The organism is endosymbiont of unidentified scaly snail isolate Monju (assembly GCF_000801295.1).
Lineage (GTDB): Bacteria > Pseudomonadota > Gammaproteobacteria > Chromatiales > Chromatiaceae > MONJU.
This window is the reverse complement of sequence record NZ_AP012978.1, coordinates 459461-480933: the sequence shown is the minus strand read 5'-3', so window position 1 is coordinate 480933 and position 21473 is coordinate 459461. Positions and strand designations below refer to the sequence as shown.

The following is a 21473-nucleotide window of genomic DNA, read 5'->3' as shown; positions in this document are numbered from 1 at the left end:
CCGGGGTCGCCATCAGAAATTGCCCTGGAACCAGCTCTTCATGCGGTTCCAGACCGATTTGAAACCTCCGCCCACCGCCATCTCGGGCACCCGCGACGCGCGATTGCGATGGCCGAACAGCAGCAGCCCCACCCCGGTCGCGTGGATGGGATTGCGTATCACATCGTCCAGACCGGTGACGTACTGGGGGATGCCCAGGCGCACCGGCATGTGGAACACCTCTTCGGCCAGGTCGATCACGCCTTCCATCTTGGAACTGCCCCCGGTCATCACCACGCCACCGGCGACCAGGTCCTCGAAACCCGAACGCCGCAGCTCGGCCTGGATCAGGGTGAGCAGCTCCTCGTAGCGCGGCTCGACCACTTCGGCCAGGGTCTGGCGCGAAAGCCTGCGCGGTGGCCGGTCACCGATGCTGGGCACCTCGATAGTCTCGTCCGGACTGGCCAGCTGGGTGAGCGCGCAGGCGTACTTGAGCTTGATCTCCTCGGCGTGCTGGGTGGGCGTGCGCAGGGCCACCGCGATGTCGTTGGTGACCTGGTCGCCAGCGATGGGGATCACCCCGGTATGGCGAATGGCGCCCCCGGTGAACACGGCGATGTCGGTGGTCCCGCCACCGATGTCAACCAGGCAGACCCCCAGATCCTTTTCGTCTTCCTCCAGCACCGAGTAGCTGGAGGCGAGCTGCTCGAGGATCAGGTCCTCGACCTCGAGGCCGCAGCGGCGCACGCACTTGATGATGTTCTGCGCCGCGCTGACCGAGCCGGTGACCATGTGTACGCGCGCCTCCAGGCGCACGCCCGACATGCCGACCGGGTCGTGGATGCCTTCCTGGTTGTCGATGATGAATTCCTGCGGAAGGATGTGCAGGATCTTCTGGTCGGCCGGGATGGGCACCGCGCGCGCGGCGTCGATCACCCGCTCGACATCGGCATGCGTCACCTCGCCGTCCTTGATCGCCACGATGCCGTGCGAGTTGAGGCTCGACACGTGGCTCCCGGCGATGCCCGCGTATACCGCATCGATCTCCACCGAGGCCATCAGTTCGGCCTCCTCGACCGCGCGCTGAATGGACTGCACCGTGGACTCGATGTTCACCACTACGCCCTTCTTCAGGCCCCGTGAAGGGTGCGAGCCCAGGCCGATGATCTCGATGCTGTTGTCGTCCTTCACCTCGCCAACGATCGCCACCACCTTGGAGGTACCGATATCGAGGCCGACGATAATGTTCCTGTCTGTCTTCTTGACCATCAGATCTCACCCGTCCCGCCGCCGGCCAGCGAGGCCTGCGCCTCGTCCGCCGGCTGCCATTGCACGGCAAAGCCGTGTTCATAACGCATGTCGATACGGCGTGGCCGGCGCCCCATGTGCGCTGCCAGTTGCGGATAGATGCGCGAGAACGCGGCCAGGCGAGCCCCCAGGTCCTCGCGCCCCAGCATCAGCTCCAGGCGGTTGGCAAACACCACCCGCCACTCGCCGCGCTGGTTGCGCGCCAGCTCCGCAATCTCCAGCCCTTCGGGCAGCCCCCCCGCGTGCAAGCGCAGGTAGAAGGCCACAACTTCCGGTGCCATGCCGTCCTCGCCTCGCAGGCGCGGCAGGCCATCGAGCGCCGGCAGGGGATCGGGGCGAAACACCTGGCCCCGCAGATTCACCAGCGCGTCCTCGTTCCAGCGCGCCAGGGGCACCTGTTCGACCACATGCATGCGCAGGGTGTCGGGCCAGACGCGGCGCACACTCACCTGGTCCACCCAGGGCAGGGCCATCACCGCCGCGCGCACCTGGCGCATATCCAGGTCCAGGAAACCCCCATCGAGCACCTGGGCGACGCGCCGCTCGATGTCCGCGGTGCGCAGGTGGGTGAACTCGCCGGTGATCTCGATGCGCCGCACCGGGAGGCGGTCGGGCCGGGTCAGGGCCTGCCAGCCGGCGAACACCAGCGCCACGAGCAGCAACGCCGACAACAGCCCCAGGGAGATGCCGCTCCGGCCGCGCGGTGCGGCCGCCTGTTTGCCAGGCCTTCTAGCCGCCATGTTCCACCTCCAGGGTCTGCGCGAGGATGCGCCAGACCAGTTCGGGAAAATCGATACCGGCCGCGCGCGCGGCCATGGGCACCAGACTGTGATCGGTCATGCCCGGTACCGTGTTCACCTCGATCAGCCAGAGCCGCCCGCCGGCATCGCGCATCAGGTCCACTCGACCCCAGCCCGCCGCCCCCACCGCTGCGAAGGCGCGCTGGCACAGGGCCTGGGCGGCAGCCTCCTCTTCGGCCGACAGGCCGCAGGGGATCAGGTAACGGGTGTCGTCGGCGCGGTACTTGGCCTCGTAGTCGTAGAAACTGTGCGGGGTCTCCAGGCGGATCATCGGCAGCGCCTCACCATCGAGGATGGCGCAGGTGAATTCCTCCCCTTCGATACAGACCTCGGCCATCACGTGGCTGTCGCAGGCCGCCGCCTTCTCCCAGGCCTCACGCAGTGCCACGGCATCCTCCACGCGATAGACGCCGATGCTCGACCCTTCCAGCGCGGCCTTGACCATCAGCGGAAAGCCCAGGCGCGCGGCATGCTCCAGGTCGGCCTCGTCCTCGACGAGCACGAAGCCGGGCGTCGGCAGCCCCATGCCGGCCCAGACCAGCTTGGAGCGGTACTTGTCCATCGCCAGCGCCGAGCCCAGCACGCCCGTGCCGGTACAGGGAATGCCCGCAACCTCCAGCAGCCCCTGAAGTTCACCGTCCTCACCGCCTCGTCCGTGGACGACATTGAACACGCGATCGAAACCGCCGGCGCGCAGCACCTCGAGCACGTCGCGCCCCATGTCGATGCCGTGCGCATCCACGCCGCGCGCACGCAGCCCTTCGAGCACTGCCGCGCCGCTGACCAGCGAGACCTCGCGCTCGGCGCTCCAGCCACCCATCAGCACCGCCACCTTGCCGAAATCTTCCGCGCACAGACTCATGTCGGCTCTCCCACGATGTGAACCTCGGTCTGCAGGCGTACCCCGAAGCGGCGTTCGACCTCGTCGCGCACGTGCGCGATCAGGGCCTCGATATCGGCTGCGGTGGCCTCGCCGGTATTGATCAGGAAGTTGGCGTGCTTCGGCGAGACCTCGGCGCCGCCGATGCGATACCCCTTGAGCCCTGCTGCCTCGATCAGGCGCGCCGCGTGGTCACCCGGCGGGTTGCGGAAGGTCGAGCCGGCACTGGGCAGACCGGTCGGCTGGGTGGCCGCGCGCCGTTCCAGCAGGCCACGGATGGCTGCCTGCTCGGCTGCCACGTCGCCGGACCGGAGTTGCAGCTCGACGCCGACGAACCACTCGCCGGCCGGTCCCGTCACCTCGCGATAGCCAACCCGGTAGTCTGCGGGCAGGCGACGGCGCAGAATGCCCGCGCGGTCGACGGTGCGCACCGCGCGCACGACCGGCCAGATCTCGCCACCGAAGGCGCCGGCGTTCATCGCCAGGGCGCCGCCCAGGGTACCGGGAATGCCGGCCAGGAAGGCCGCCCCGGTCAGCCCCGCGCGTGCAGCCTGCCGGGCCGCCCGCGCACAACTGGCACCGGCCCCGGCGTGCAGTACATCACCGTCGATGTCTATCGTATCGAGCCGCCCCTTGAGCGCGATCACGGTGCCGGCAAAACCGCCGTCGCGCACCAGCAGGTTGCTGCCCAGGCCCAGCCACAGCAAGGGCTCGTCGGCGGGCAGTTCGCGCAGGAAGGCCGCCAGGTCCTCGGCATCGGCCGGCCGGTAGAAGCGCCGCGCCGCGCCGCCGACCCGCCAGCTGGTATGCCGTGCCAGCGGTTCGTCGAAGCGCAGTTCACCGCGCCAGGGTGTGTTCTGTCGCGCCGCCATCATCGATTGCGCTCCGTCCGGGCCTTTTTGCGGCGCGAGGCCGGCCGCTGCGGCACCGGCCAGGTCAGGCGACAGTGCGCGAGCGGCTCGCCACAGCCCATGCGCAGAGTCCGCGGCCGGGCGGTCGGCGCCACGAATTCCCTGGAAGACCCTTTCATCGACACAGTTCCTCTTCCAGTTGTACAGCGACCTGGCCGATGCTGCCCGCCCCCATGGTGAGCACGATGTCACCCTCACGCACCACGCCAGCAAGCACCTGCGGCAACTCGGCGATGTCTTCGATGAAGATCGGATCGACCTGGCCGCGCGCGCGAATGGCGCGACTCAGGGCACGGCCGTCAGCACCAGCGATCGGCGCCTCTCCGGCGGCATAGACCTCACTCAGGATCAGCACGTCGGACGTGCTCAGCACCCGTGCGAAGTCGTCGAAGGCATCGCGCGTGCGGCTGTAGCGATGCGGCTGGAAGGCCAGCACCAGGCGCCGTTCGGGCCAGCCGGCACGCACCGCCGCCAGGGTCGCCTCCAGCTCGCGCGGATGATGACCGTAGTCGTCCACCAGCAGCACCTCGCCGCCGTCGGCCAGCCGGCATTCGCGCAACTGGAAACGCCGGCCGATGCCCTGGAACTGCGCCAGGGTGCGCTGCATGCTTTCGGGGGCCAGTCCCAGCTCGTGCCCCACGGCGATGGCCGCCAGGGCATTGAGCGCGTTGTGCCGACCGGGCATGGCCAGCTGCACGGCGAAACGCTCCCCGCTCGGCAGGTGCGCGGTGAAACGCGTGGTGCCTCCCTGCTGGCGCAGTTCGGAGCCGCGCACCTCGGCCCCGGCATCGAAGCCATAGGTGATCACCCGCCGGGTGACATCGGGCAGCAGCTCGCGCGCATTGACGTCATCGATGCAGATCACCGCCACGCCATAGAAGGGCAGGTGATGCAGAAACTCGAGGAAAGTGGCGCGCAGGCGGTCGAAATCGCCGCCGTAGGTGCTCATGTGATCCTCGTCCACATTGGTGACCACCGCGAGCATGGGCTGGAGATAGAGGAAGGAGGCGTCACTCTCGTCGGCCTCGGCGACCAGAAACTCTCCCTCGCCCAGATGCGCATGGCTGCCGGCGGCGTTGAGGCGGCCGCCGATCACGTAGGTCGGGTCCATGCCGCCATCGATCAGCAGGCTGGCGATCAGGCTGGTGGTGGTGGTCTTGCCATGGGTGCCGGCCACTGCGATGCCATAGCGGAAGCGCATGATCTCGGCCAGCATCTCGGCGCGCGGCACCACCGGGATGCGGTGCTCGCGCGCGGCGACCACCTCGGGATTGTCCTCGGTGACTGCGCTGGAGATGACCACCGCATCGACACCAGCCACCTGCTCGGCAGCATGGCCGATGAAGATCCGCGCACCCTGCTCGGCGAGTCGCTCGGTGGCGGCATTGGTGCGAATGTCCGAACCGCTGATCTCGTAGCCCAGATTGAGCATCACCTGGGCGATCCCGTTCATGCCGGCGCCACCGATGCCGACGAAGTGCAGCCGACGCATGCGACCCATGGTCTCGGCGGCATAGCGCGGGGTATCGGGCAGTCTGCTCATGCCACCACCTCCAGGCAGTTTTCGACCACGCATTCGACGGCCTGCGGCATGGCCCGCTCGCGGGCGCGTTGCGCCATCGCCAGCAGGCGCTCGCGGTCGTCCAGTTCTCCGAGCAGTGCGGCCAGACGCTCGGGCTTCAATTCGGCCTGTGGCAGCAGCACCGCCGCTCCGGCCTCGCTCAGGTAGCGGGCGTTGCGCGTCTGGTGATCGTCCACCGCGTGCGGATAGGGCACCAGCACCGAGGCCAGCCCGGCCGCGGCCAGTTCCGAGACGGTCAGAGCCCCGGCACGACAGATCACCAGATCAGCCTCGGCCAGCGCCCGTGGCATGTCGGCGATGAACTCCACCACCCGGGCTTCGACACCGGCCTCGCGATAGGCCGCCTGCGTGGCCTCGAGCTTGCCACGACCGGCCTGATGGCAGACCTGCGGACGCCGGGCCTCGTCCAGCCGGGCCAACGCCCGGGGCACCGTCTCGTTGAGCGCCTGGGCACCGAGCGAACCGCCCATCACCAGCAGGCGCAACGGCCCCTCGGCCGCCGTGGCCATGCGTGCCTCGGGCGGCGGCAGGGCCGCGATCTCGGGGCGTACCGGGTTGCCGCAGGTACGCACTCGGTCGCTCTCCGGGAAGGCGCCGGGAAAGGCCTGCAATACCCGGGTGGCGATGCGTGCCAGCCAGCGGTTGGTCAGCCCCGGCAGGGTGTTCTGCTCGTGGATCACCAGGGGGATGCGCAGCAGGCGGCTGACCAGGCCACCGGGCCCTGCAACGAAACCGCCCATGCCCAGCACCACCTGCGGCCGCCGCTGGCGCAGCACGCTGACGGCCTGGCGCATGGCGCGCAGCAGGCGGAAAGGCGCGGAAAGCAGGCCGCCCAGCCCCTGGCCGCGCAGGCGGTGCACGGCGATGGTGTCCAGCGGGAAGTCGTGCTGCGGCACCAGGCGCGACTCGAAGCTGTCGGGGCTGCCCAGCCAGCTGACCTCGCAGCCGCGCTCGCGCAGCGCGCGCGCCACCGCCAGCGCGGGGAACACGTGGCCGCCGGTGCCGCCGGCCATGATCATCACGCGCGTTGCCATTCGCCCCCCTTGTCCGAGCGGCCGGCCTCGAGGTTCTCGCGTTGGATGCGCGCGAGCATGCCCACCGCCACGCAGCACACGATCAGGCTGTTGCTGCCATAGCTGACGAACGGCAGGGTCAGCCCCTTGGTTGGCAGCAGGCCCATGTTGACGCCAATGTTGATGAAGGCCTGCATGCCGATCCACAGCCCCAGCCCCCAGGCCACGTGCGCGGCATAGCGCGCACCACGACGTTCGGCGCGGGTGCCGATGGCGAAGGCACGCCAGATGAACAGGCTGAACAGGGCGATCACCAGCAGAGTGCCCATCAGGCCGAACTCCTCGCCGATCACCGCCATCACGAAATCGGTGTGCGCCTCCGGCAGGTAGAACTGCTTCTGGATGCCATTGCCCAGGCCGACCCCGGTCCATTCGCCGCGTCCGAAGGCGATCAACGCCTGGGTGAGCTGGTAACCCGCATCCTGCGCCTGCTCCCAGGGATTGAGGAAGGAGGTCACCCGCGCCAGGCGATAGGGCGAGACCCAGACCAGGGCACCCAGGGCACCGGCGGCGAGCAGGATCAGCAGGCCAAACTGCCACAGCGGCGCACCGGCCAGGAACAGCATGCCGAAGGCCGTGGCCAGCAGCACCGCGGTGGTGCCGAAGTCGGGTTGCAGCATGATCAGGCCACAGGCAGCAAGCAACAGGATCAGCGGCTTGATGAAGCCCCACACGGTCAGCGCCACCTCGAGCTGGCGGCGTACCACGTAGCCCGCCATGTAGAGCACGATGAACAGCTTCATGAATTCCGAGGTCTGGAGGCTCAGCGGCCCCACCCCCACCCAGCGCAGGGCGCCGTTGGCCTCGCGTCCCAGCCCCGGCACGAACACCAGCAGCAACAGTCCCAGGCCCAGGAAGTACAGCCAGGTGCTGGCGCGCTCCCACCAGGTGACCGGTGTGAAATACACCAGCACCGCACCGCCCGCCCCCAGTCCCAGGGCGAACAGATGGCGGGTGACATAGTGCAACGCATCACCATTGCGCATGCCCAGGTGCAACGAGGCCGAGGCAACCATCACCACGCCAATGCCCAGCAGCACGCCAACCGCGAGCAGCAGCCAGCCATCCACCATCAAGCGGGCGCGCGACATGGCGCCGCGTACCCTCGCCATGCGGTTGTCCATGGCCAGCGTGCTCATGCGCCCAGCCTCCTCACCAGCCCGCGAAAGCGGTCGCCGCGCTCGGCATAGTTGCGGAACTGGTCGAAACTGGCACAGGCCGGCGCCAGCAACACGTGGTCGCCGGGGTGCGCCATCTCCAGCGCCAGACCCACGGCCTCCTCCAGGTTGGCGGCATCGGCGAGCTGGCAGGCGGGCGGCACCACCGGGCGGATCGCTTCGCGGTCGCGGCCGATCAGCACCACGCCGCGCGCGCACTCGTCCAGGGCCTCGCGCAGGGGCGCAAAGTCGCCATCCTTGCAGTCGCCACCGAGAATGATCACCGCACGCGCCTCGCCACCCGGCCGGTGCAACCCGCGCAGGGCGGCCAGCGCGGCGCCCACGTTGGTCGCCTTGCTGTCGTTGTACCAACGCACGCCAGCGACCTCGCCGACGAATTCACAGCGGTGCGGCAAGCCGGGGAAACGCCGAAGCACCTCGCACATCACACCGTTGTCCAGCCCCATGGCGGTGCCCACGGCGAGTGCCGCGAGCGCGTTCGCTCGATTGTGACTGCCGGGAATCAGCACCTCGTCGACTGCCAGCAGGGGCTCGTCGCCACGGTCGCCACGGTACAGCCAGTCGCGCCCTTCCCGTTCACGTACCCCGAACGCCTGCTCGTCGGCCGGCTCGCCCAGGGTGAAGGTCCAGGCGCCCCGCCCGCCGGGCATGGCCATCACCCGGGGATCGTCGGCATTGCGGATCGCCAGCTCGGCATCTTGCAGGACGCGCGCCTTGGCCGCCGCATAGGCGTCGATATCGGGATAACGGTCCATGTGGTCCGGCGAGACATTGAGCACCACCCCGACCGCGGGCTTCAGCGAAAGGGTGGTCTCGAGCTGGAAGCTCGACAGCTCCAGTACATAGGCCTGGCACGCCGGATCCAGCAGATCCAGCGCCGGGGTACCCAGGTTGCCGCCAACCCCCACGCGCCGACCGGCGGCACGCAGCATCTCGCCGACCAGGGTGGTCACCGTGCTCTTGCCATTGGAACCGGTGATCGCCACCACCGGCGCCCCGGCCGTGCGCGCGAACAGTTCGATATCGCCCACCACCGGCACCCCACGCGCCTGTGCGGCGGCGATCTGCGGGGTGGACAGGGGCACGCCCGGGCTGACCACCAGCATGTCGGCCTGGGAGAACACCGCATCGTCGAAGGCGCCGAGAAACACCGCCACGTCGGCATACTCGCGTTGCAGCTCCGCCAGCCCGGGCGGTTCGCTGCGGCTGTCGGCGATGGCCACACGCATCCCCTGGCGCATCAGGTAGCGCGCCACCGACAGGCCCGTCGCGCCCAGGCCTACCACCAGGGTACGCTGTGGTCGCTGATCGGCTTGTCTGGCGGTTGCGGTCACCGGCGCCCCCCCTCAGCGAATCTTCAGGCTGGCCAGGCCGACCAGCACCAGGATGACAGTGATGATCCAGAAGCGCACGATCACGCGCGGCTCCGGCCAGCCCTTGAGTTCGAAGTGGTGGTGCAGCGGCGCCATGCGGAAGATGCGCTTGCCGGTGAGCTTGAACGAGGCCACCTGCAACACCACCGAAACGGTCTCCATCACGAACACGCCGCCCATGATGAACAGGGTCACTTCCTGTCGCGTGGCGACCGCCAGCACGCCGAGCGCCGCACCCAGCGCCAGCGCCCCCACGTCGCCCATGAATACCTGTGCGGGATAGGCGTTGAACCAGAGGAAACCCAGCCCGGCACCGACCAGGGTGCCGGCGAAGATCGCCAGTTCGCCCACCCCCGGCAGGTGCGGGATCAACAGGTACTCGGCGATACCTGCGTGACCCGAGACGTAGGCGAAGATGCCCAGCGCGCCGGCCACCAGCACGGTCGGCAGAATCGCCAGGCCATCGAGGCCATCCGTCAGGTTGACCGCATTCGACGATCCCACGATGACCAGGTAGGCCAGCAGAATGAAGGTCGGCCCCATGTCCCAGGCAAACTCCTTGAAGAACGGCAGGAACAGCCGGGTCTCGGCCGGCACCTGGGCGGTGGTGTACAGCGCCCAGGCAGCCGCCAGGCCGAACAGCGACTGCCACAGGTATTTCCAGCGCGCCGGCAGGCCACGCGCATCGCGCAGCACCAGCTTGCGGTAGTCGTCCCACAGGCCGACCGCACCGAAGGCCAGGGTAGTGGTGAGCACGATCCACACGTAGCGATTGCCCAGGTCGCTCCACAACAGGGTGGCCACCGCGACCGCCACCAGGATCAGCGCCCCGCCCATGGTGGGCGTGCCCGCCTTGGAGAGGTGGCTCTGCGGTCCGTCGTCGCGCACCGTCTGGCCAATCTTGTATTGCGACAGGCGGCGGATCATGGCCGGCCCCACCAGGAAGGAGATCGCCAGCGCGGTGAGCACGGCGAGAATGGTGCGCAACGTGATGTAGCGCACGACGCCGAAGCTGCTGTCGAACATCGTGAGATAGTTGGCCAACTCGATCAGCATGCCTCGGTCTCCTGTGCTGCCAGTGAACGGACGACGCGATCCATGGCGCTGGCCCGTGATCCCTTGACCAGCACGCTGTCGTCTGCCGCCAGGGTGCTGGAGAGCATCTCGATCAACACCGACTGATCGTCGAAATGCCGCCATTCGCCGCCGAAGGCCTCGCCGGCATGGCGGCTCAGCTCGCCACAGGTGAACAGGCGCTCGATGCCGGCACTTCCGGCCAGTTCACCCAGCTCGGCATGCAGGCGTTCCTGGGCTGGCCCCAGCTCGCCCAGATCGCCCAATACCAGGGTGCGCCGCCCGGGCATGACCGACAGCGCGGCCAGGGCCGCGGCCACCGAGTCGGGATTGGCGTTGTAGCTGTCGTCCACCAGCCAGGCGCCACACTCGGCGCGCAGCGGACACAGACGACCGGGCACCGGGCGCAACCCGGCCAGTCCCTCGCGGATCGCCGTCTCGTCGACACCCAACGCCAGGGCCGCGGCGCTGGCGGCCAGGGCATTGAGCCGGTTGTGCTCGCCGGCCAGGCGCAGGCACAGATCGAAGTGTCCTCCGGGATGCACCACCTCGAAACGGTTCTCGAACCCGGTGTCATCCAGCGTGATCCGCGCCTCGCCGGGACTGCGCACATCGGCGGCTTCACCCAGGCCGAAGGACAGGGTCCGCCGACCGCGCGCCCGCTCGCGCCAGAGATCAGCATGTGCGTCGTCGGCGTTGAACACGAAGACCCCGTCCGCCGCCAGTCCCTCGAGGATCTCGGCCTTGGCGCGCGCCACGCCCTCGACCGAGCCGAAGCCCTCCAGGTGCGCGCGTCCCGCATTGTTGAGCACCGCCACGTCGGGCCGGGCGATGCGGCTTAGGTAGCCGATCTCGCCCGGGTGATTGGCGCCCATCTCGATCACGCCGAAGGCCTCGTCCTGCAGGCGCAGCAGGGTCAGCGGCATGCCGATGTCGTTGTTCAGATTGCCCCGCGTGGCCAGCACCGCGTGTCGTTGACCAAGGATGGCAGCCAGCATCTCCTTGACCGTGGTCTTGCCGTTGGAACCGGTCACCGCGACGATGCGCGCCGCGGCCCGCTGGCGCCAGGCCCGTGCCAGTTCGCCCAGCGCCAAGCGAGTGTCGGTGACCTGCACCACCGGCATGGGGGTCTCGACCTCGCGCTGCACCAGCGCGGCCACCGCTCCCTTCTGCTCGGCGATCGACAGATAATCGTGGGCATCGAAGTTCGGCCCCACCAGGGCCACGAACAGGTCCCCGGTGCACAGGGTACGGGTATCGCTGCTCACCGAGGCAAAACGGGCATCGCGCCCGCGGTGTTGCCCCTGGAGGATCCGCGCTGCCTCGGACAGTCGCATCGCGATCATGCCGCCCGCCCTTGCAGGGCCCGCCGCACCTGCTCGTGATCCGAAAAGGGGATGCGCTGACCACCGACCAGTTGCCAAGCCTCGTGGCCCTTGCCAGCGACCAGCACCAGGTCCTCGGGCGCGGCCTCGCCGATGGCCTGCTCGATGGCCCGGGCGCGGTCGCGTTCCACCTGTACCGCCTGCGGTCGCTGCATGCCCCCGAGGATCTGGCGCACGATGGCGTCACCATCCTCGCCACGCGGATTGTCGTCGGTGAGGATCACCCGGTCGGCCAGGCGCTCGGCCACCCCACCCATGCGCGGACGCTTGGCGCGATCGCGGTCGCCACCACAGCCGAACACGCAGATCACCTGGCCGCGGGCGTGCTCACGCACCGCCGCCAGCGCCTTTTCCAGCGCGTCCGGGGTATGCGCATAGTCCACCACCACGCGCGGCAGCCCCTGCCCTCCCAGCAGGTCCATGCGCCCGGGCACCGGGCGCAGGTGCTCCATGGCCTCGAGCGCGCGTTTCAACGGCATGTCCCAGGAGAGCAACACGCCCAGGGTGAGCAGCAGGTTCTCGGCATTGAAACGCCCGAACACCGGACTGCTGAACTCGCCGGCACCCCAGCTCGACTCGAAGCGCACCGTCAGCCCGCCGGCATGGGGCTCGACCCCAGTGGCATGGATCGCGCGATCGGCCAGGCTGGGCACCCGGCCGCTGGTCGAACAGGCGACCGTCATCACCCGGGCGCTGAGCTCCTGCAACAGCTCGCGCCCCATGCGATCGTCAACGTTGACCACCGCCTGCATCAGGCCCGGTCGCCGGAACAGGCGCGCCTTGGCCGCGGCATAGGCCGCCATGCTGCCGTGGTAGTCCAGATGATCGTGCGACAGGTTGGTGAACACCGCGGTGTGAAAGGGGACGCCGTTGACCCGCCCCTGGTCGAGCGCGTGCGAGGACACCTCCATGGCCACTGCCTTGATGCCCAGGCGCGCCTGGCGCGCCAGCTCGGCTTGCACGGCGACCGCATCCGGCGTGGTGTGCGTGGCCGCACGCAGATCGTCCACCGGGCCATTGCCCAGGGTGCCGATCACCCCGGCCGGGACCCGTGAACCGAGCGCCTGCGCCAGGAAATGGGTAACGCTGGTCTTGCCATTGGTGCCGGTGACACCGATCACGCGCAGGGCCTGGCCCGGCTGCCCGAACAGGCGACCGGCGATCACCCCGGCCTTGTGCCCCAGGTCGGAGACCATGAACAGGGGCACCGGACAGGTGGCGGCCATCTGCGCCAGGCGCGAGCGATCCCACTCGCCCGAAGGCTGCGCCAGCACCGCCACCACACCGTTGCGCAAGGCTTCGTCGAGGTGCGCCATGCCGTGCGTGGCGCTGCCCGCGGTGGCCAGGAACAGGTCACCGGCGACTGCCTCACGGCTGTCCAGGCAGAGGCCGGTGACACACAGGCGACCGAACTCACCGGGGTCCACAACCCCCTGCAACAGGTCCCCCAGCAACAACCCCTTGCCGTCTGCGCGCTGCACCATCAGGACTTCCCTCCGGCCAGCGCCAGCCGCAGTTGCGGTCGCTCGAGGTCGTCCGGCGGCACATTGAGCAGGCGCAGCGCCTCGCTCATCACCCGGGCAAACACCGGAGCAGCGACAGCTCCCCCGTAGTACTCCTTGCCGCGCGGCTCATCGATCATCACCGCCATCACCAGCCGGGGCCGGGTGACCGGGGCCATGCCCACGAACACCGCGCGATAGCGGTTCTCCGAATACCCTCCGTGCCGCGAGAGCTTCTTCACCGTGCCGGTCTTGCCTGCCACGCGGTAGCCGGGAATCGCCGCACGCGACGCCGTCCCCTTGTCGGAGACCACCGCCTCGAGCATGTAGCGCACGTCCACCGCAATGCGCTCGCTGAACACCCGTTGCCCGCGCGGCACCTCGTCGCGACGCAACAGGGTGACCGGCAACACCACGCCGTCGTTGGCCAGCGCCGCATAGGCACGCGCCAGTTGCAGGATGGACACCGAGATGCCGTAGCCATAGGCCAGGGTGGCCTGGTCGACCGGCACCCACTCGCGGAAATAGGGCAGGTGGCCGCCCGCCTCGGCAGGGAAACCGGTACCCGGCGCATGCCCCAGGCCCAGCGCGTCCAGCTTGTGCCACCAGGCCGCCTTGTCCAGCGACAGCGCCAACCGCGCCGCGCCCACGTTGCTGGAACGCGCCAGCAGGGTGGTCAGGTCGATGCGCCCCAGGGGATGGTGATCGCGCACCGTCAGGGTGCCGACCTTGAAGTAGCCGGGGGTGGTGTCCACGATGGAATCCGGGGCGACCACGCCCTGCTCCAGCGCGGCAGCCACGGCGAAGGGCTTCATGGTCGAGCCCGGCTCGAAGACATCGGTGATGGCGCGGTTGCGCAGCCGCCCGTTGCGGTTGCTGCGATTGGCATTGGGGTTGTAGCCGGGCTGGTTGACCATCGCCAACACCTCGCCGGTGCGCACGTCGAGCACCACGGCCGAGCCACCGATGGCGCGATGCCGATGCACCGCGGCCTTCAACTCGCGGTAGGCAATATATTGCAGACGGGCATCCAGGCTGAGCGCCAGGTTGCGCCCGTCGCGTGGGGTACGGATGCTCTCCACGTCATCGACCACCCGGCCGCGCCCGTCGCGCAGTACCCGCTTCACACCCGGCTCGCCGCGCAGCTCGCGATCCCAGGCACGCTCCAGCCCCTCCTGGCCCCGGTCCTCGGCGCTGGTAAAGCCGAGCACGTGCGCGAACACCTCGCCGGTCGGGTAGTAGCGGCGGTCGCGGCGCTCCAGGTGCACCCCGTCGATGTCCAGCGCACGCGCCACCTTGAGCACGTGCTCGGCACGCCCCGGCGGCAGACGCTTCTTCAGATAGACGAAGCGCCGGTGAGCATTGCGCCGCAGAATGCCGCGCAGGCGCTTCAGCGGCATGTCCAGGGCGCGAGCGAGCTGATCCAGGTGCGGCGTGTCGGGCGTGAGCACACGAGGGTTGGCGGTCACCGAATCGACCGGGGTGCTCAGCGCCAGCACCGCGCCCCGGCGGTCGGTGATCAGGCCGCGGTGGGCGGCAATGGTCTGGCGGTCGAGGTAACGGTCGGCACCCTCGGACTGCAGGAAGTCCTTCTCGAGAATCTGCTGATCAACCGCACGCCACACCAGCACGCAGGCGACCAGGCCGAAGATCGCCAGCACGCCAACACGACGCAAGGCGAAGCTCGGCAGCTTCGCCTCCTGTCTTGCCCTCTTGGCCCGTTTCTCGCGTCTGGCTGCCATCACTCCACCACGACCACCTGTTTCGGGTCCGGCGCCCGCATGTGCAGACGCCCCCTTGCCGCGCGCGCCACATCCTCCAGACTGCCGGTACTGGCCAGCTCCAGCTGCAAGCGTCCCCACTCCATGATTTCGCGCTCGAGCTCTGCACGCTGCTGCTGCACTTCGACAAACAGCGCCCGCGAACGTGCCTTGGCATAGACCACGCCGATGCCGCTGGCCAGCACCGCGAAGATGCCGAGCAACAACCAGACGAGCGCACGCCGGGTCATGCCAGCACCTCCGCCACGCGCATCACCGCGCTGCGCGCGCGCGGGTTGGCGGCCACCTCGGCCTCGCCCGGACGCACCGCCTTGCCGATCAGGCGCAGACGCCCCTGCACCTGTTCATGCTGTACCGGCACCCCCTTGGGCAGGCGCGGCCCGCGCGCCTGGTCGCGCAGGAAATGCTTGACGATGCGATCCTCCAGCGAGTGAAAGCTGATCACCACCAGGCGCGCACCGACCGCCAGCACGTCCAGCGCATCGCTCAGACAGCGCCGCAGATCATCCAGCTCACTATTTATATGGATGCGGATCGCCTGGAAGGTACGGGTCGCCGGATGCTTGTGCGGATCGCGCCGGGGCACTGCCGAGGCAACCAGGGCCGCGAGCTGGGCGGTACTGCGCAAGGGCTGCCTGACACGCTCGCGCACGATGGTCCGAGCAATGCGGCGGGCGAAACGCTCCTCGCCGTATTCACGAATCACCCGGGCGATCTCTTCCTCCTCGGCGTACGCCAGCCAGTCGGCGGCCGATTCACCCGTGCTGCGATCCATCCGCATGTCCAGGGGGCCATCGTGCTGGAAACTGAAACCGCGCTCGGGCGCGTCGAGCTGCGGCGACGAGACCCCCAGATCGAGCAACACACCGTCGATGCGGCGCACCAGGTCCCACGCGCGCGCCACCTCGGCCAGGCGCGCGAAACTGCCATGCACCATGCGCAAGCGGGGTTCGTTCGCAAACTGTCTCTGTGCCGCGTTCAATGCTGCCTCGTCCTTGTCGAACCCGATCAGCTGCCCTGCAGGCCCCAGCCGCTCGAGGATGACGCGACTGTGCCCGCCGCGCCCGAAGGTACCGTCCACGTAGACCCCCTCCGGCTTGATGGCGAGGGCTGTCACGGCCTCTTCGAGCAGCACCGGGCGATGTTCGCCCAGGCCGTCGTTCACAATCTCAACTCCGCCAGATCGCCGGACAGCTCGCCATCGAGCTCACCGGCCTCCTGCAACCAGCCCTCACGCTCGGCGGCCATGCTCTCGGCATCCCAAATCTCGAACTTCTGACCCTGACCGATCAACGACACTTTCTTGCCCAGGCGCGCGTATTCGCGCAGCTCGGCCGAGAGCAGGATGCGGCCCTGGCCGTCCATCTCGAGTTCGGAGGCATGCCCCAGCAACAGGCGTTGCAGGATCAGGTTCTGGCGGTTGAGGGTCGGCAGGCGCGCTACCTTGCGCGCGATCTCCTGCCATTCGGTCTCGGGGTAGAGCCACAGACAGTGCTCACGGGGATTGATGGTCACGACCACACGCGAACCACAACACTCGGCCAGCGCATTGCGATAACGCGCCGGGATGGCCATGCGCCCCTTGGCATCCAGATTGAGTGTATTGACACCCAGAAACACCGGAAACGGACTCCCCCTTGGTGATCACCGACGGCAGGCAGGGACTTTCTCTCCCTTTCTCCCCACTCTCCGCCACTCTTCACCAATCTTAGAAGCCCCAGCACCACCGGTCAAGCTGAAACGCCAAAAAAAGCGTTGGAACTCAGACACTTACAGCACACACCTCCACCCCGCCAAAGCCCATGAAAAACAGCCCGCTAAAGGATCAAGTTAAAGTGAATTCTCAGGTTGAGCCCTGAGTGGTGTCACCCTGACGCACCACGTGCTCGGCCCCGCATAGATGAAAGAAAACCGCCCCTGGCGCCGTCGGCACCGGGGGCGGTCGGAGAGGTTTTCGAGGGGAGCCGGCCGATAAGCCGGATTCTGTCGAGGACGATCATTCATCTGGGACGCCCGTCGCCGGACGCCTCGTGCGACCTACCCGGAAGCACCTGCGGGCCACAGGCTGCCAGAGGCACGCTTCCCTATTTGGTCTTGCTCCGAGAGGGGTTTACCCTGCCACCCCTGTTGCCAGGGGCGCGGTGCGCTCTTACCGCACCTTTTCACCCTTGCCGGCCCGATCGGGCTTAGGCGGTCTGTTTTCTGTGGCACTTTCCGTCGGCTCGCGCCGCCCAGGCGTTACCTGGCTCTCTGCCCTACGGAGTCCGGACTTTCCTCCACCGCGATGCGGCAGCGATCGCCTGGCCGACTCCCGAAATCACTATACCGTCGCCGGGCCCCGGGCGCGAGCCATTCGCGAACAGGAGGCCCTCTGACTGGAAGGTTCGCGGTAGGGGCGTGGCGGCCTGGTTCGCGGCGGGGACGCCGCTCCTGCGGGTGGTGTTGAGATGATGGTGCTGCAGGAGGTCCGTTCCCGGGCCGAATCACCAATGCTCCCGTGCCGGGTCATTCCTCCCCGCGCATCGCCAGTGCCAGCCGGTAGACGCGGTTCTTCTTCTCGCCACTCAGGCGTGCGGCAATCGCACTGGCCTGCTTGAGCGGCAACTCCTCGAGCAACACCGCCAACAAGGCGCGCAGGGCCTGCTCGTCGCCTTCCGCCTCCGCCGGGGCGCCGGCGATCACCAGCACGAACTCGCCACGCCGCTGATCGGGATCGGCACACACCCGCGCCAGCAGCTCCCCCAGGGTGCCGTCGAGCAGGGTCTCGTGGCGCTTGCTCAACTCGCGTGCCAACACTGCCTCGCGTGCCTCGCCGAACACCGCGCACAGGTCGGCCAGGCTCTCCTCGATGCGGTGCGCGGACTCGTAGAACACCAGGGTCTCCGGTGCCGTGGCGAGTGCCTGCAGGCGCTCGCGCCGGGCCGTGGCGCGGCGCGGCAGAAAGCCCTCGAAACGAAAACGGTCGGTCGGCAGTCCGGCCACCGAGAGCGCGGCGATCAGGGCGCTGGCACCGGACACCGGTACCACGCGGATGCCCTCGGCGCGACAGGCCCGCACCAGCGGATAGCCCGGGTCGCTGATCAGCGGCGTGCCGGCATCCGAGACCAGCGCCACCTGCTCACCCGCCCGCAGACGCTCGAGCAAGGCGTGCATGCGCTCGCGCTCGTTGTGCTCGTGCAGCGACAGCAAGGGTCTGTCGATGCTCAGGTATTGCAACAGCCGGCGCGTGTGCCGGGTATCCTCGGCAGCGACCAGGTCCACCGCCGAGAGCACCTCCACGGCGCGCCGGGTGATGTCCCCCAGATTACCTATCGGGGTGGCGACGACATACAGACAACCGGTGTCGTTTGACAGCATCATGAGTCACCTTCGATACTCCGCCTGCGGCGGAACCCACACCCCCGAGAGGGAGCGGACCTTCCGTACCGCCCGAAGCGACGCGAGGACGCGTCGCCACGTGCCGAGGGACTCGGCATGCCCCATCGTCGCCGTACTGGACCTGAGATGCAAACCCGTCGTCTACGCCTTGGATCGATCCTCCTGCTGCTGGGCCTGGTGCTGAGCGCCTGTACGCCACCTCCGGTGAAACAGGAAAAGGGCCCCGACCCCGACCTGGTACGTGCCGAGGCACTGCTGGCACAGGAGGACTGGCTCGGTGCCGCCCGCCTGTTCGAGACCCTGGCCAGGCGCACACCCGGCAATGCGGGCACGGAGTTTCTCCTGCGCGCCGCCGAGGCCTCACTCAAGGGCGGCGACCTGGAAGGCGCCGAAACCCGGCTGAATGACATCGAGAACGCCACTCCCAGTGCCCGCCAACGACAGGGGGTCGAGTTGTTGCACGCCGAACTGGCGCTCGCCCGCCACCAGGCCGACCAGGCCCTGGAGATCCTGCTGGGCAGGATTGGCCCGGACATGCCGATCGACCTGCAACAGCACCACCTGCGCGACCTGGCCAACGCCTATCGACAGATCGGCAACCTGCTGGAATCGGCCAATACTCTGCAACAACTCGACGAGCTACTGGAAGACCGTGAGGCGCGGCTCGAGGTGCAGTCCGAGATCCTCGCCTCTCTGACCGCACTCAACGAACGCACCCTGCGCGAACTGCGCCCGGTGCCGCCCGGGGTGGCTGGCGGCTGGATGGACCTGGCGCTGTTGATCAAGCAATACGGCACCACCCCGGAGAAACTGGGCCCCATGGTGGCCGCCTGGCGCACCACTCACCCCGATCACCCCGCCCTGCCGGAACTACTGGAACGCTACATGGCCCGCCTGGCCGGGCAGATCGAGCCGGTCGATCACATTGCCGTGCTGCTGCCCGAGACTGGACGCTACGCCGCAGCGGCACGCGCCATCCGCGACGGCCTGATGATCAGCCTCTACGAACTCCCCGAGGAGCAGCGCCCGCTGTTGCGCTTCTACGACTCCAGCGATCCAGCCGACGCCTGGCCACTGTATGCCCAGGCGGTCGCCGCCGGGCCCCAGGCAGTCATCGGGCCATTGCAGAAACCGGCGGTCGAGCAACTGGTGCGCGCCGGCGAGCTGGCCATCCCCGTGCTCGCGCTCAACAAGGTGAACTCCGACGTGGCGCCGCCCGAGAAACTGTTCATGTTCTCGCTCGACCCGGAACACGAGGCCCGACTCGCCGCCGAGCGCATCTGGCAGGACGGGCACCGCCGCCCGGTCGTCCTGGTCCCGAACGACGCCTATGGTGAACGCCTGGCACGCGCCTTCACCGAACGCTGGCAGACCTTAACCGGGTACGAGGCGGACATCGGACGTTACGATCCGACCTCGGCGGACCACAGCGCCACCATCTCTGCCCTGCTGCAACTGGATCGCAGCAAGGCCCGCCACCGACGGCTGGAAAGCTGGCTGGGACAACAGATCGCCTTCGAGCCGCGCCGACGCGCCGACACCGACGCAGTGTTCCTGGTGGCCACCCCCGGCCAGGCCCAGGGTATCAAGCCGCAACTGGCGTTCTTCCGCGCCGCCGACCTCCCGGTGTATGCGACCTCACGTGCCTGGAGCGGCCACCTCACTCGCCGGCAACTGGCCGACATGCGCGGCATCCTGCTGCCGGACATTCCCCTGATCGTCAACCAGGACGAGCGCCAGCGCCTGGGCGCGCTGATCCCCGGCGTGCTCGGCCCGGCGGTGCGCCTCCACGCACTGGGTATCGACGCCTTGCGCCTGCAACCCCATCTGCGACGCCTGCGTGATACCCCCTGGGAGTCGCTCGACGGCCAGACCGGCAACCTGTACATGACGCCCGAGCGCCAGATCGAACGCCAGTTGCTGTGGATCGAACTCGACGAACCGCCGCGGGTGCTGGGCTATTCCCGCCGCATGGACCTGCTGGCCTCGCCAGAAACCAGCCTGCCCGACTCGCCAGCGCCGCAGGCCGCGCCGCTGCCGCAAGGCGCGAGACCGCCAGCGCCGGCACCGACAGCAGCATCGACATCACCGACACGCTGACCCGCCCGTGGCAAGGACGCAACAGGACGGACAACGCAGCGAGCGCCAGGCCGAGGACTGGCTGCGATCACGCGGCCTGGTCCTGGTGGCGCGCAACCATCGCTGCCGCCAGGGCGAGATCGACCTGGTCATGCGCGATGGCGACACCCTGGTGTTCATCGAGGTCCGCCTGCGGCGGCATACCGGTTTCGGTGGCGCGATCGCCAGCGTGGACCGGCGCAAGCAACAGCGCCTGATCGCCGCCGCCCGGCACTGGCTGCACCGCCACCCCTGGGACGGCCCCTGCCGCTTCGATGTGGTCGGCCTGGACGGCGGCCAGGAACCAGAATGGATCCGCAACGCCTTCGATGCAGGTTGAAACGCCTCAACAAAGAGTGTTTTCTCCCCTCCCACTTGATGAGGGAGGCTGGCAGGGGGCATCCAGACACCGGGCTGACCTTCCCCACAAGGCAGGGGGTGGACTTGATTGGAGGTGCTCCGGGCGCGACCTCGCCATCCCAGGCTTATCCAGAGGTTCCTGAACGGCCCCAGGCATGAGAAACTTGCCACCGCAAACGACCCGGTACCCCCATGGACCTTGAATCCCGCATCACCGCGCACTTCGCCTCGCACATCGAGGCCACCAGCTCCGCGGCCAGCGCGCTGACCGGCGCCATCGCCGACGCCGCGCAACGGCTGGTGGAATCACTGGTACACGGCGGCAAGGTCCTGTGCTGCGGCACCGAGGGCGGCGCCGCCCTGGCCGAGTATTTCACCGCGCTGATGGTGCACCGCTTCGAGCGCGAGCGCCTGGGCCTGCCAGCACTCACCCTGGGCACCAGCAGCACCGTGCTCACCGCCATCGCCGACGACCCCGGTTTCGAGCAGGTCTTTTCGCGCCAGATCAACGCCCTGGGGCAGCCCGGCGACGTGTTGCTGCTGTTCGCGCCGGGGCGGATCGACGCCAGCCTGCTGCTGGCCCACGAAGCGGCCGCCGAACGCCAGATGTGGGTGATTGCCCTGACTGGCGGACGCCCGGGCGCACTTTCCGGGCCTCCCCGGGAACACGACATCGGCATCGCTGTCCCAGCAGACAACCCTGCACGTGTCATGGAGAGCCAGTTGCTGGTACTCCACTGCCTGTGCGACCTGATCGACGCCCAATTGCTAGGGAGCTGAACCATCATGCC

At 68.5% G+C, this 21473-nt stretch carries 19 protein-coding genes and 1 other RNA gene; 3 read left to right on the top strand and 17 right to left on the bottom strand.

Features of this window, described 5'->3' with window-relative positions:
• Positions 1 to 12: 12 nt before the first annotated feature.
• The 17 genes from ftsA to rsmI all read right to left on the bottom strand — a co-directional run bounded on the left by ftsA (position 13) and on the right by rsmI (position 18186).
• The gene (gene ftsA, locus EBS_RS02260) at positions 13 to 1248 is read right to left on the bottom strand and encodes a cell division protein FtsA (protein WP_043107106.1); all 1236 of its coding nucleotides are present in this window, start codon (positions 1246 to 1248) and stop codon (positions 13 to 15) included.
• Complete coding sequence (locus EBS_RS02255) at positions 1248 to 2027, bottom strand: cell division protein FtsQ/DivIB (protein ID WP_070104708.1); 780 nt, start codon at positions 2025 to 2027, stop codon at positions 1248 to 1250. Before EBS_RS02255 ends, ftsA begins: the two co-directional genes overlap by 1 nt.
• A complete protein-coding gene (locus EBS_RS02250) occupies positions 2017 to 2949 on the bottom strand; it encodes a D-alanine--D-alanine ligase (protein WP_043107105.1) in 933 nt (310 codons plus the stop codon). Before EBS_RS02250 ends, EBS_RS02255 begins: the two co-directional genes overlap by 11 nt.
• Entirely contained in the window at positions 2946 to 3839 is an 894-nt protein-coding gene (gene murB, locus EBS_RS02245; protein WP_408065678.1) for a UDP-N-acetylmuramate dehydrogenase, read from the bottom strand. The genes EBS_RS02250 and murB overlap by 4 nt, the downstream gene beginning before the upstream one ends.
• 154 nt (positions 3840 to 3993) lie before the next feature.
• Complete coding sequence (gene murC, locus EBS_RS02240) at positions 3994 to 5421, bottom strand: UDP-N-acetylmuramate--L-alanine ligase (RefSeq protein ID WP_043107103.1); 1428 nt, start codon at positions 5419 to 5421, stop codon at positions 3994 to 3996.
• The gene (gene murG / locus EBS_RS02235) at positions 5418 to 6494 is read right to left on the bottom strand and encodes an undecaprenyldiphospho-muramoylpentapeptide beta-N-acetylglucosaminyltransferase (RefSeq protein WP_043107102.1); all 1077 of its coding nucleotides are present in this window, start codon (positions 6492 to 6494) and stop codon (positions 5418 to 5420) included. The genes murC and murG overlap by 4 nt, the downstream gene beginning before the upstream one ends.
• Entirely contained in the window at positions 6479 to 7672 is a 1194-nt protein-coding gene (ftsW, locus tag EBS_RS02230; RefSeq protein WP_043107101.1) for a putative lipid II flippase FtsW, read from the bottom strand. Before ftsW ends, murG begins: the two co-directional genes overlap by 16 nt.
• Positions 7669 to 9045, bottom strand: a complete 1377-nt coding sequence (gene murD, locus EBS_RS02225; RefSeq protein WP_231892833.1) for a UDP-N-acetylmuramoyl-L-alanine--D-glutamate ligase — start codon at positions 9043 to 9045, stop codon at positions 7669 to 7671. Before murD ends, ftsW begins: the two co-directional genes overlap by 4 nt.
• Positions 9046 to 9057: 12 nt before the next feature.
• Positions 9058 to 10140: a phospho-N-acetylmuramoyl-pentapeptide-transferase gene (gene mraY, locus EBS_RS02220; protein WP_043107100.1), complete on the bottom strand. Its 1083-nt coding sequence runs from the start codon at positions 10138 to 10140 to the stop codon at positions 9058 to 9060.
• Complete coding sequence (locus EBS_RS02215; RefSeq protein WP_043107099.1) at positions 10134 to 11504, bottom strand: UDP-N-acetylmuramoyl-tripeptide--D-alanyl-D-alanine ligase; 1371 nt, start codon at positions 11502 to 11504, stop codon at positions 10134 to 10136. The genes mraY and EBS_RS02215 overlap by 7 nt, the downstream gene beginning before the upstream one ends.
• Positions 11501 to 13027: a UDP-N-acetylmuramoyl-L-alanyl-D-glutamate--2,6-diaminopimelate ligase gene (locus tag EBS_RS02210; protein WP_052199209.1), complete on the bottom strand. Its 1527-nt coding sequence runs from the start codon at positions 13025 to 13027 to the stop codon at positions 11501 to 11503. Before EBS_RS02210 ends, EBS_RS02215 begins: the two co-directional genes overlap by 4 nt.
• Complete coding sequence (locus tag EBS_RS02205) at positions 13027 to 14787, bottom strand: peptidoglycan D,D-transpeptidase FtsI family protein (RefSeq protein ID WP_043107098.1); 1761 nt, start codon at positions 14785 to 14787, stop codon at positions 13027 to 13029. The genes EBS_RS02210 and EBS_RS02205 overlap by 1 nt, the downstream gene beginning before the upstream one ends.
• A complete protein-coding gene (gene ftsL / locus EBS_RS02200; protein WP_043107097.1) occupies positions 14787 to 15056 on the bottom strand; it encodes a cell division protein FtsL in 270 nt (89 codons plus the stop codon). Before ftsL ends, EBS_RS02205 begins: the two co-directional genes overlap by 1 nt.
• Complete coding sequence (gene rsmH, locus EBS_RS02195) at positions 15053 to 15991, bottom strand: 16S rRNA (cytosine(1402)-N(4))-methyltransferase RsmH (RefSeq protein ID WP_043107096.1); 939 nt, start codon at positions 15989 to 15991, stop codon at positions 15053 to 15055. The genes ftsL and rsmH overlap by 4 nt, the downstream gene beginning before the upstream one ends.
• Positions 15988 to 16446 carry a division/cell wall cluster transcriptional repressor MraZ gene (gene mraZ, locus EBS_RS02190; RefSeq protein WP_043107095.1) on the bottom strand — a complete coding sequence of 153 codons (459 nt, stop codon included), beginning with the start codon at positions 16444 to 16446 and terminating at the stop codon, positions 15988 to 15990. The genes rsmH and mraZ overlap by 4 nt, the downstream gene beginning before the upstream one ends.
• A gap of 336 nt (positions 16447 to 16782) precedes the next feature.
• An RNA gene (gene rnpB, locus EBS_RS13230) (RNase P RNA component class A) lies at positions 16783 to 17138 on the bottom strand.
• 193 nt (positions 17139 to 17331) lie between these two features.
• Positions 17332 to 18186, bottom strand: coding sequence for a 16S rRNA (cytidine(1402)-2'-O)-methyltransferase (gene rsmI / locus EBS_RS02185; RefSeq protein ID WP_043107094.1), 855 nt, complete (start codon positions 18184 to 18186; stop codon positions 17332 to 17334).
• Between the two features lie 144 nt (positions 18187 to 18330).
• Here rsmI and EBS_RS12655 point away from each other — a divergent pair, with 144 nt between their 5' ends.
• The 3 genes from EBS_RS12655 to EBS_RS02170 all read left to right on the top strand — a co-directional run bounded on the left by EBS_RS12655 (position 18331) and on the right by EBS_RS02170 (position 21462).
• Positions 18331 to 20304 (top strand): penicillin-binding protein activator, encoded by a 1974-nt coding sequence (locus EBS_RS12655; protein ID WP_052199208.1) that lies wholly within the window; start codon positions 18331 to 18333, stop codon positions 20302 to 20304.
• 7 nt (positions 20305 to 20311) lie between these two features.
• Positions 20312 to 20662, top strand: a complete 351-nt coding sequence (locus EBS_RS02175; protein ID WP_043107093.1) for a YraN family protein — start codon at positions 20312 to 20314, stop codon at positions 20660 to 20662.
• A gap of 212 nt (positions 20663 to 20874) precedes the next feature.
• On the top strand, positions 20875 to 21462 hold the full coding sequence (locus EBS_RS02170) for an SIS domain-containing protein (protein ID WP_043107092.1): 588 nt from the start codon (positions 20875 to 20877) through the stop codon (positions 21460 to 21462).
• Positions 21463 to 21473: the final 11 nt, after the last annotated feature.

Bases quoted from the DNA above. Each gene is read 5' to 3' on its own strand.
- ftsA (WP_043107106.1), bottom strand. From the start codon at position 1,248: ATGGTCAAGAAGACAGACAGGAACATTATCGTCGGCCTCGATATCGGT.
- EBS_RS02255 (WP_070104708.1), bottom strand. From the start codon at position 2,027: ATGGCGGCTAGAAGGCCTGGCAAACAGGCGGCCGCACCGCGCGGCCGG.
- EBS_RS02250 (WP_043107105.1), bottom strand. From the start codon at position 2,949: ATGAGTCTGTGCGCGGAAGATTTCGGCAAGGTGGCGGTGCTGATGGGT.
- murB (WP_408065678.1), bottom strand. From the start codon at position 3,839: ATGGCGGCGCGACAGAACACACCCTGGCGCGGTGAACTGCGCTTCGAC.
- murC (WP_043107103.1), bottom strand. From the start codon at position 5,421: ATGAGCAGACTGCCCGATACCCCGCGCTATGCCGCCGAGACCATGGGT.
- murG (WP_043107102.1), bottom strand. From the start codon at position 6,494: ATGGCAACGCGCGTGATGATCATGGCCGGCGGCACCGGCGGCCACGTG.
- ftsW (WP_043107101.1), bottom strand. From the start codon at position 7,672: ATGAGCACGCTGGCCATGGACAACCGCATGGCGAGGGTACGCGGCGCC.
- mraY (WP_043107100.1), bottom strand. From the start codon at position 10,140: ATGCTGATCGAGTTGGCCAACTATCTCACGATGTTCGACAGCAGCTTC.
- EBS_RS02215 (WP_043107099.1), bottom strand. From the start codon at position 11,504: ATGATCGCGATGCGACTGTCCGAGGCAGCGCGGATCCTCCAGGGGCAA.
- EBS_RS02210 (WP_052199209.1), bottom strand. From the start codon at position 13,027: ATGGTGCAGCGCGCAGACGGCAAGGGGTTGTTGCTGGGGGACCTGTTG.
- EBS_RS02205 (WP_043107098.1), bottom strand. From the start codon at position 14,787: ATGGCAGCCAGACGCGAGAAACGGGCCAAGAGGGCAAGACAGGAGGCG.
- ftsL (WP_043107097.1), bottom strand. From the start codon at position 15,056: ATGACCCGGCGTGCGCTCGTCTGGTTGTTGCTCGGCATCTTCGCGGTG.
- rsmI (WP_043107094.1), bottom strand. From the start codon at position 18,186: ATGATGCTGTCAAACGACACCGGTTGTCTGTATGTCGTCGCCACCCCG.
- EBS_RS12655 (WP_052199208.1), top strand. From the start codon at position 18,331: ATGCAAACCCGTCGTCTACGCCTTGGATCGATCCTCCTGCTGCTGGGC.
- EBS_RS02170 (WP_043107092.1), top strand. From the start codon at position 20,875: ATGGACCTTGAATCCCGCATCACCGCGCACTTCGCCTCGCACATCGAG.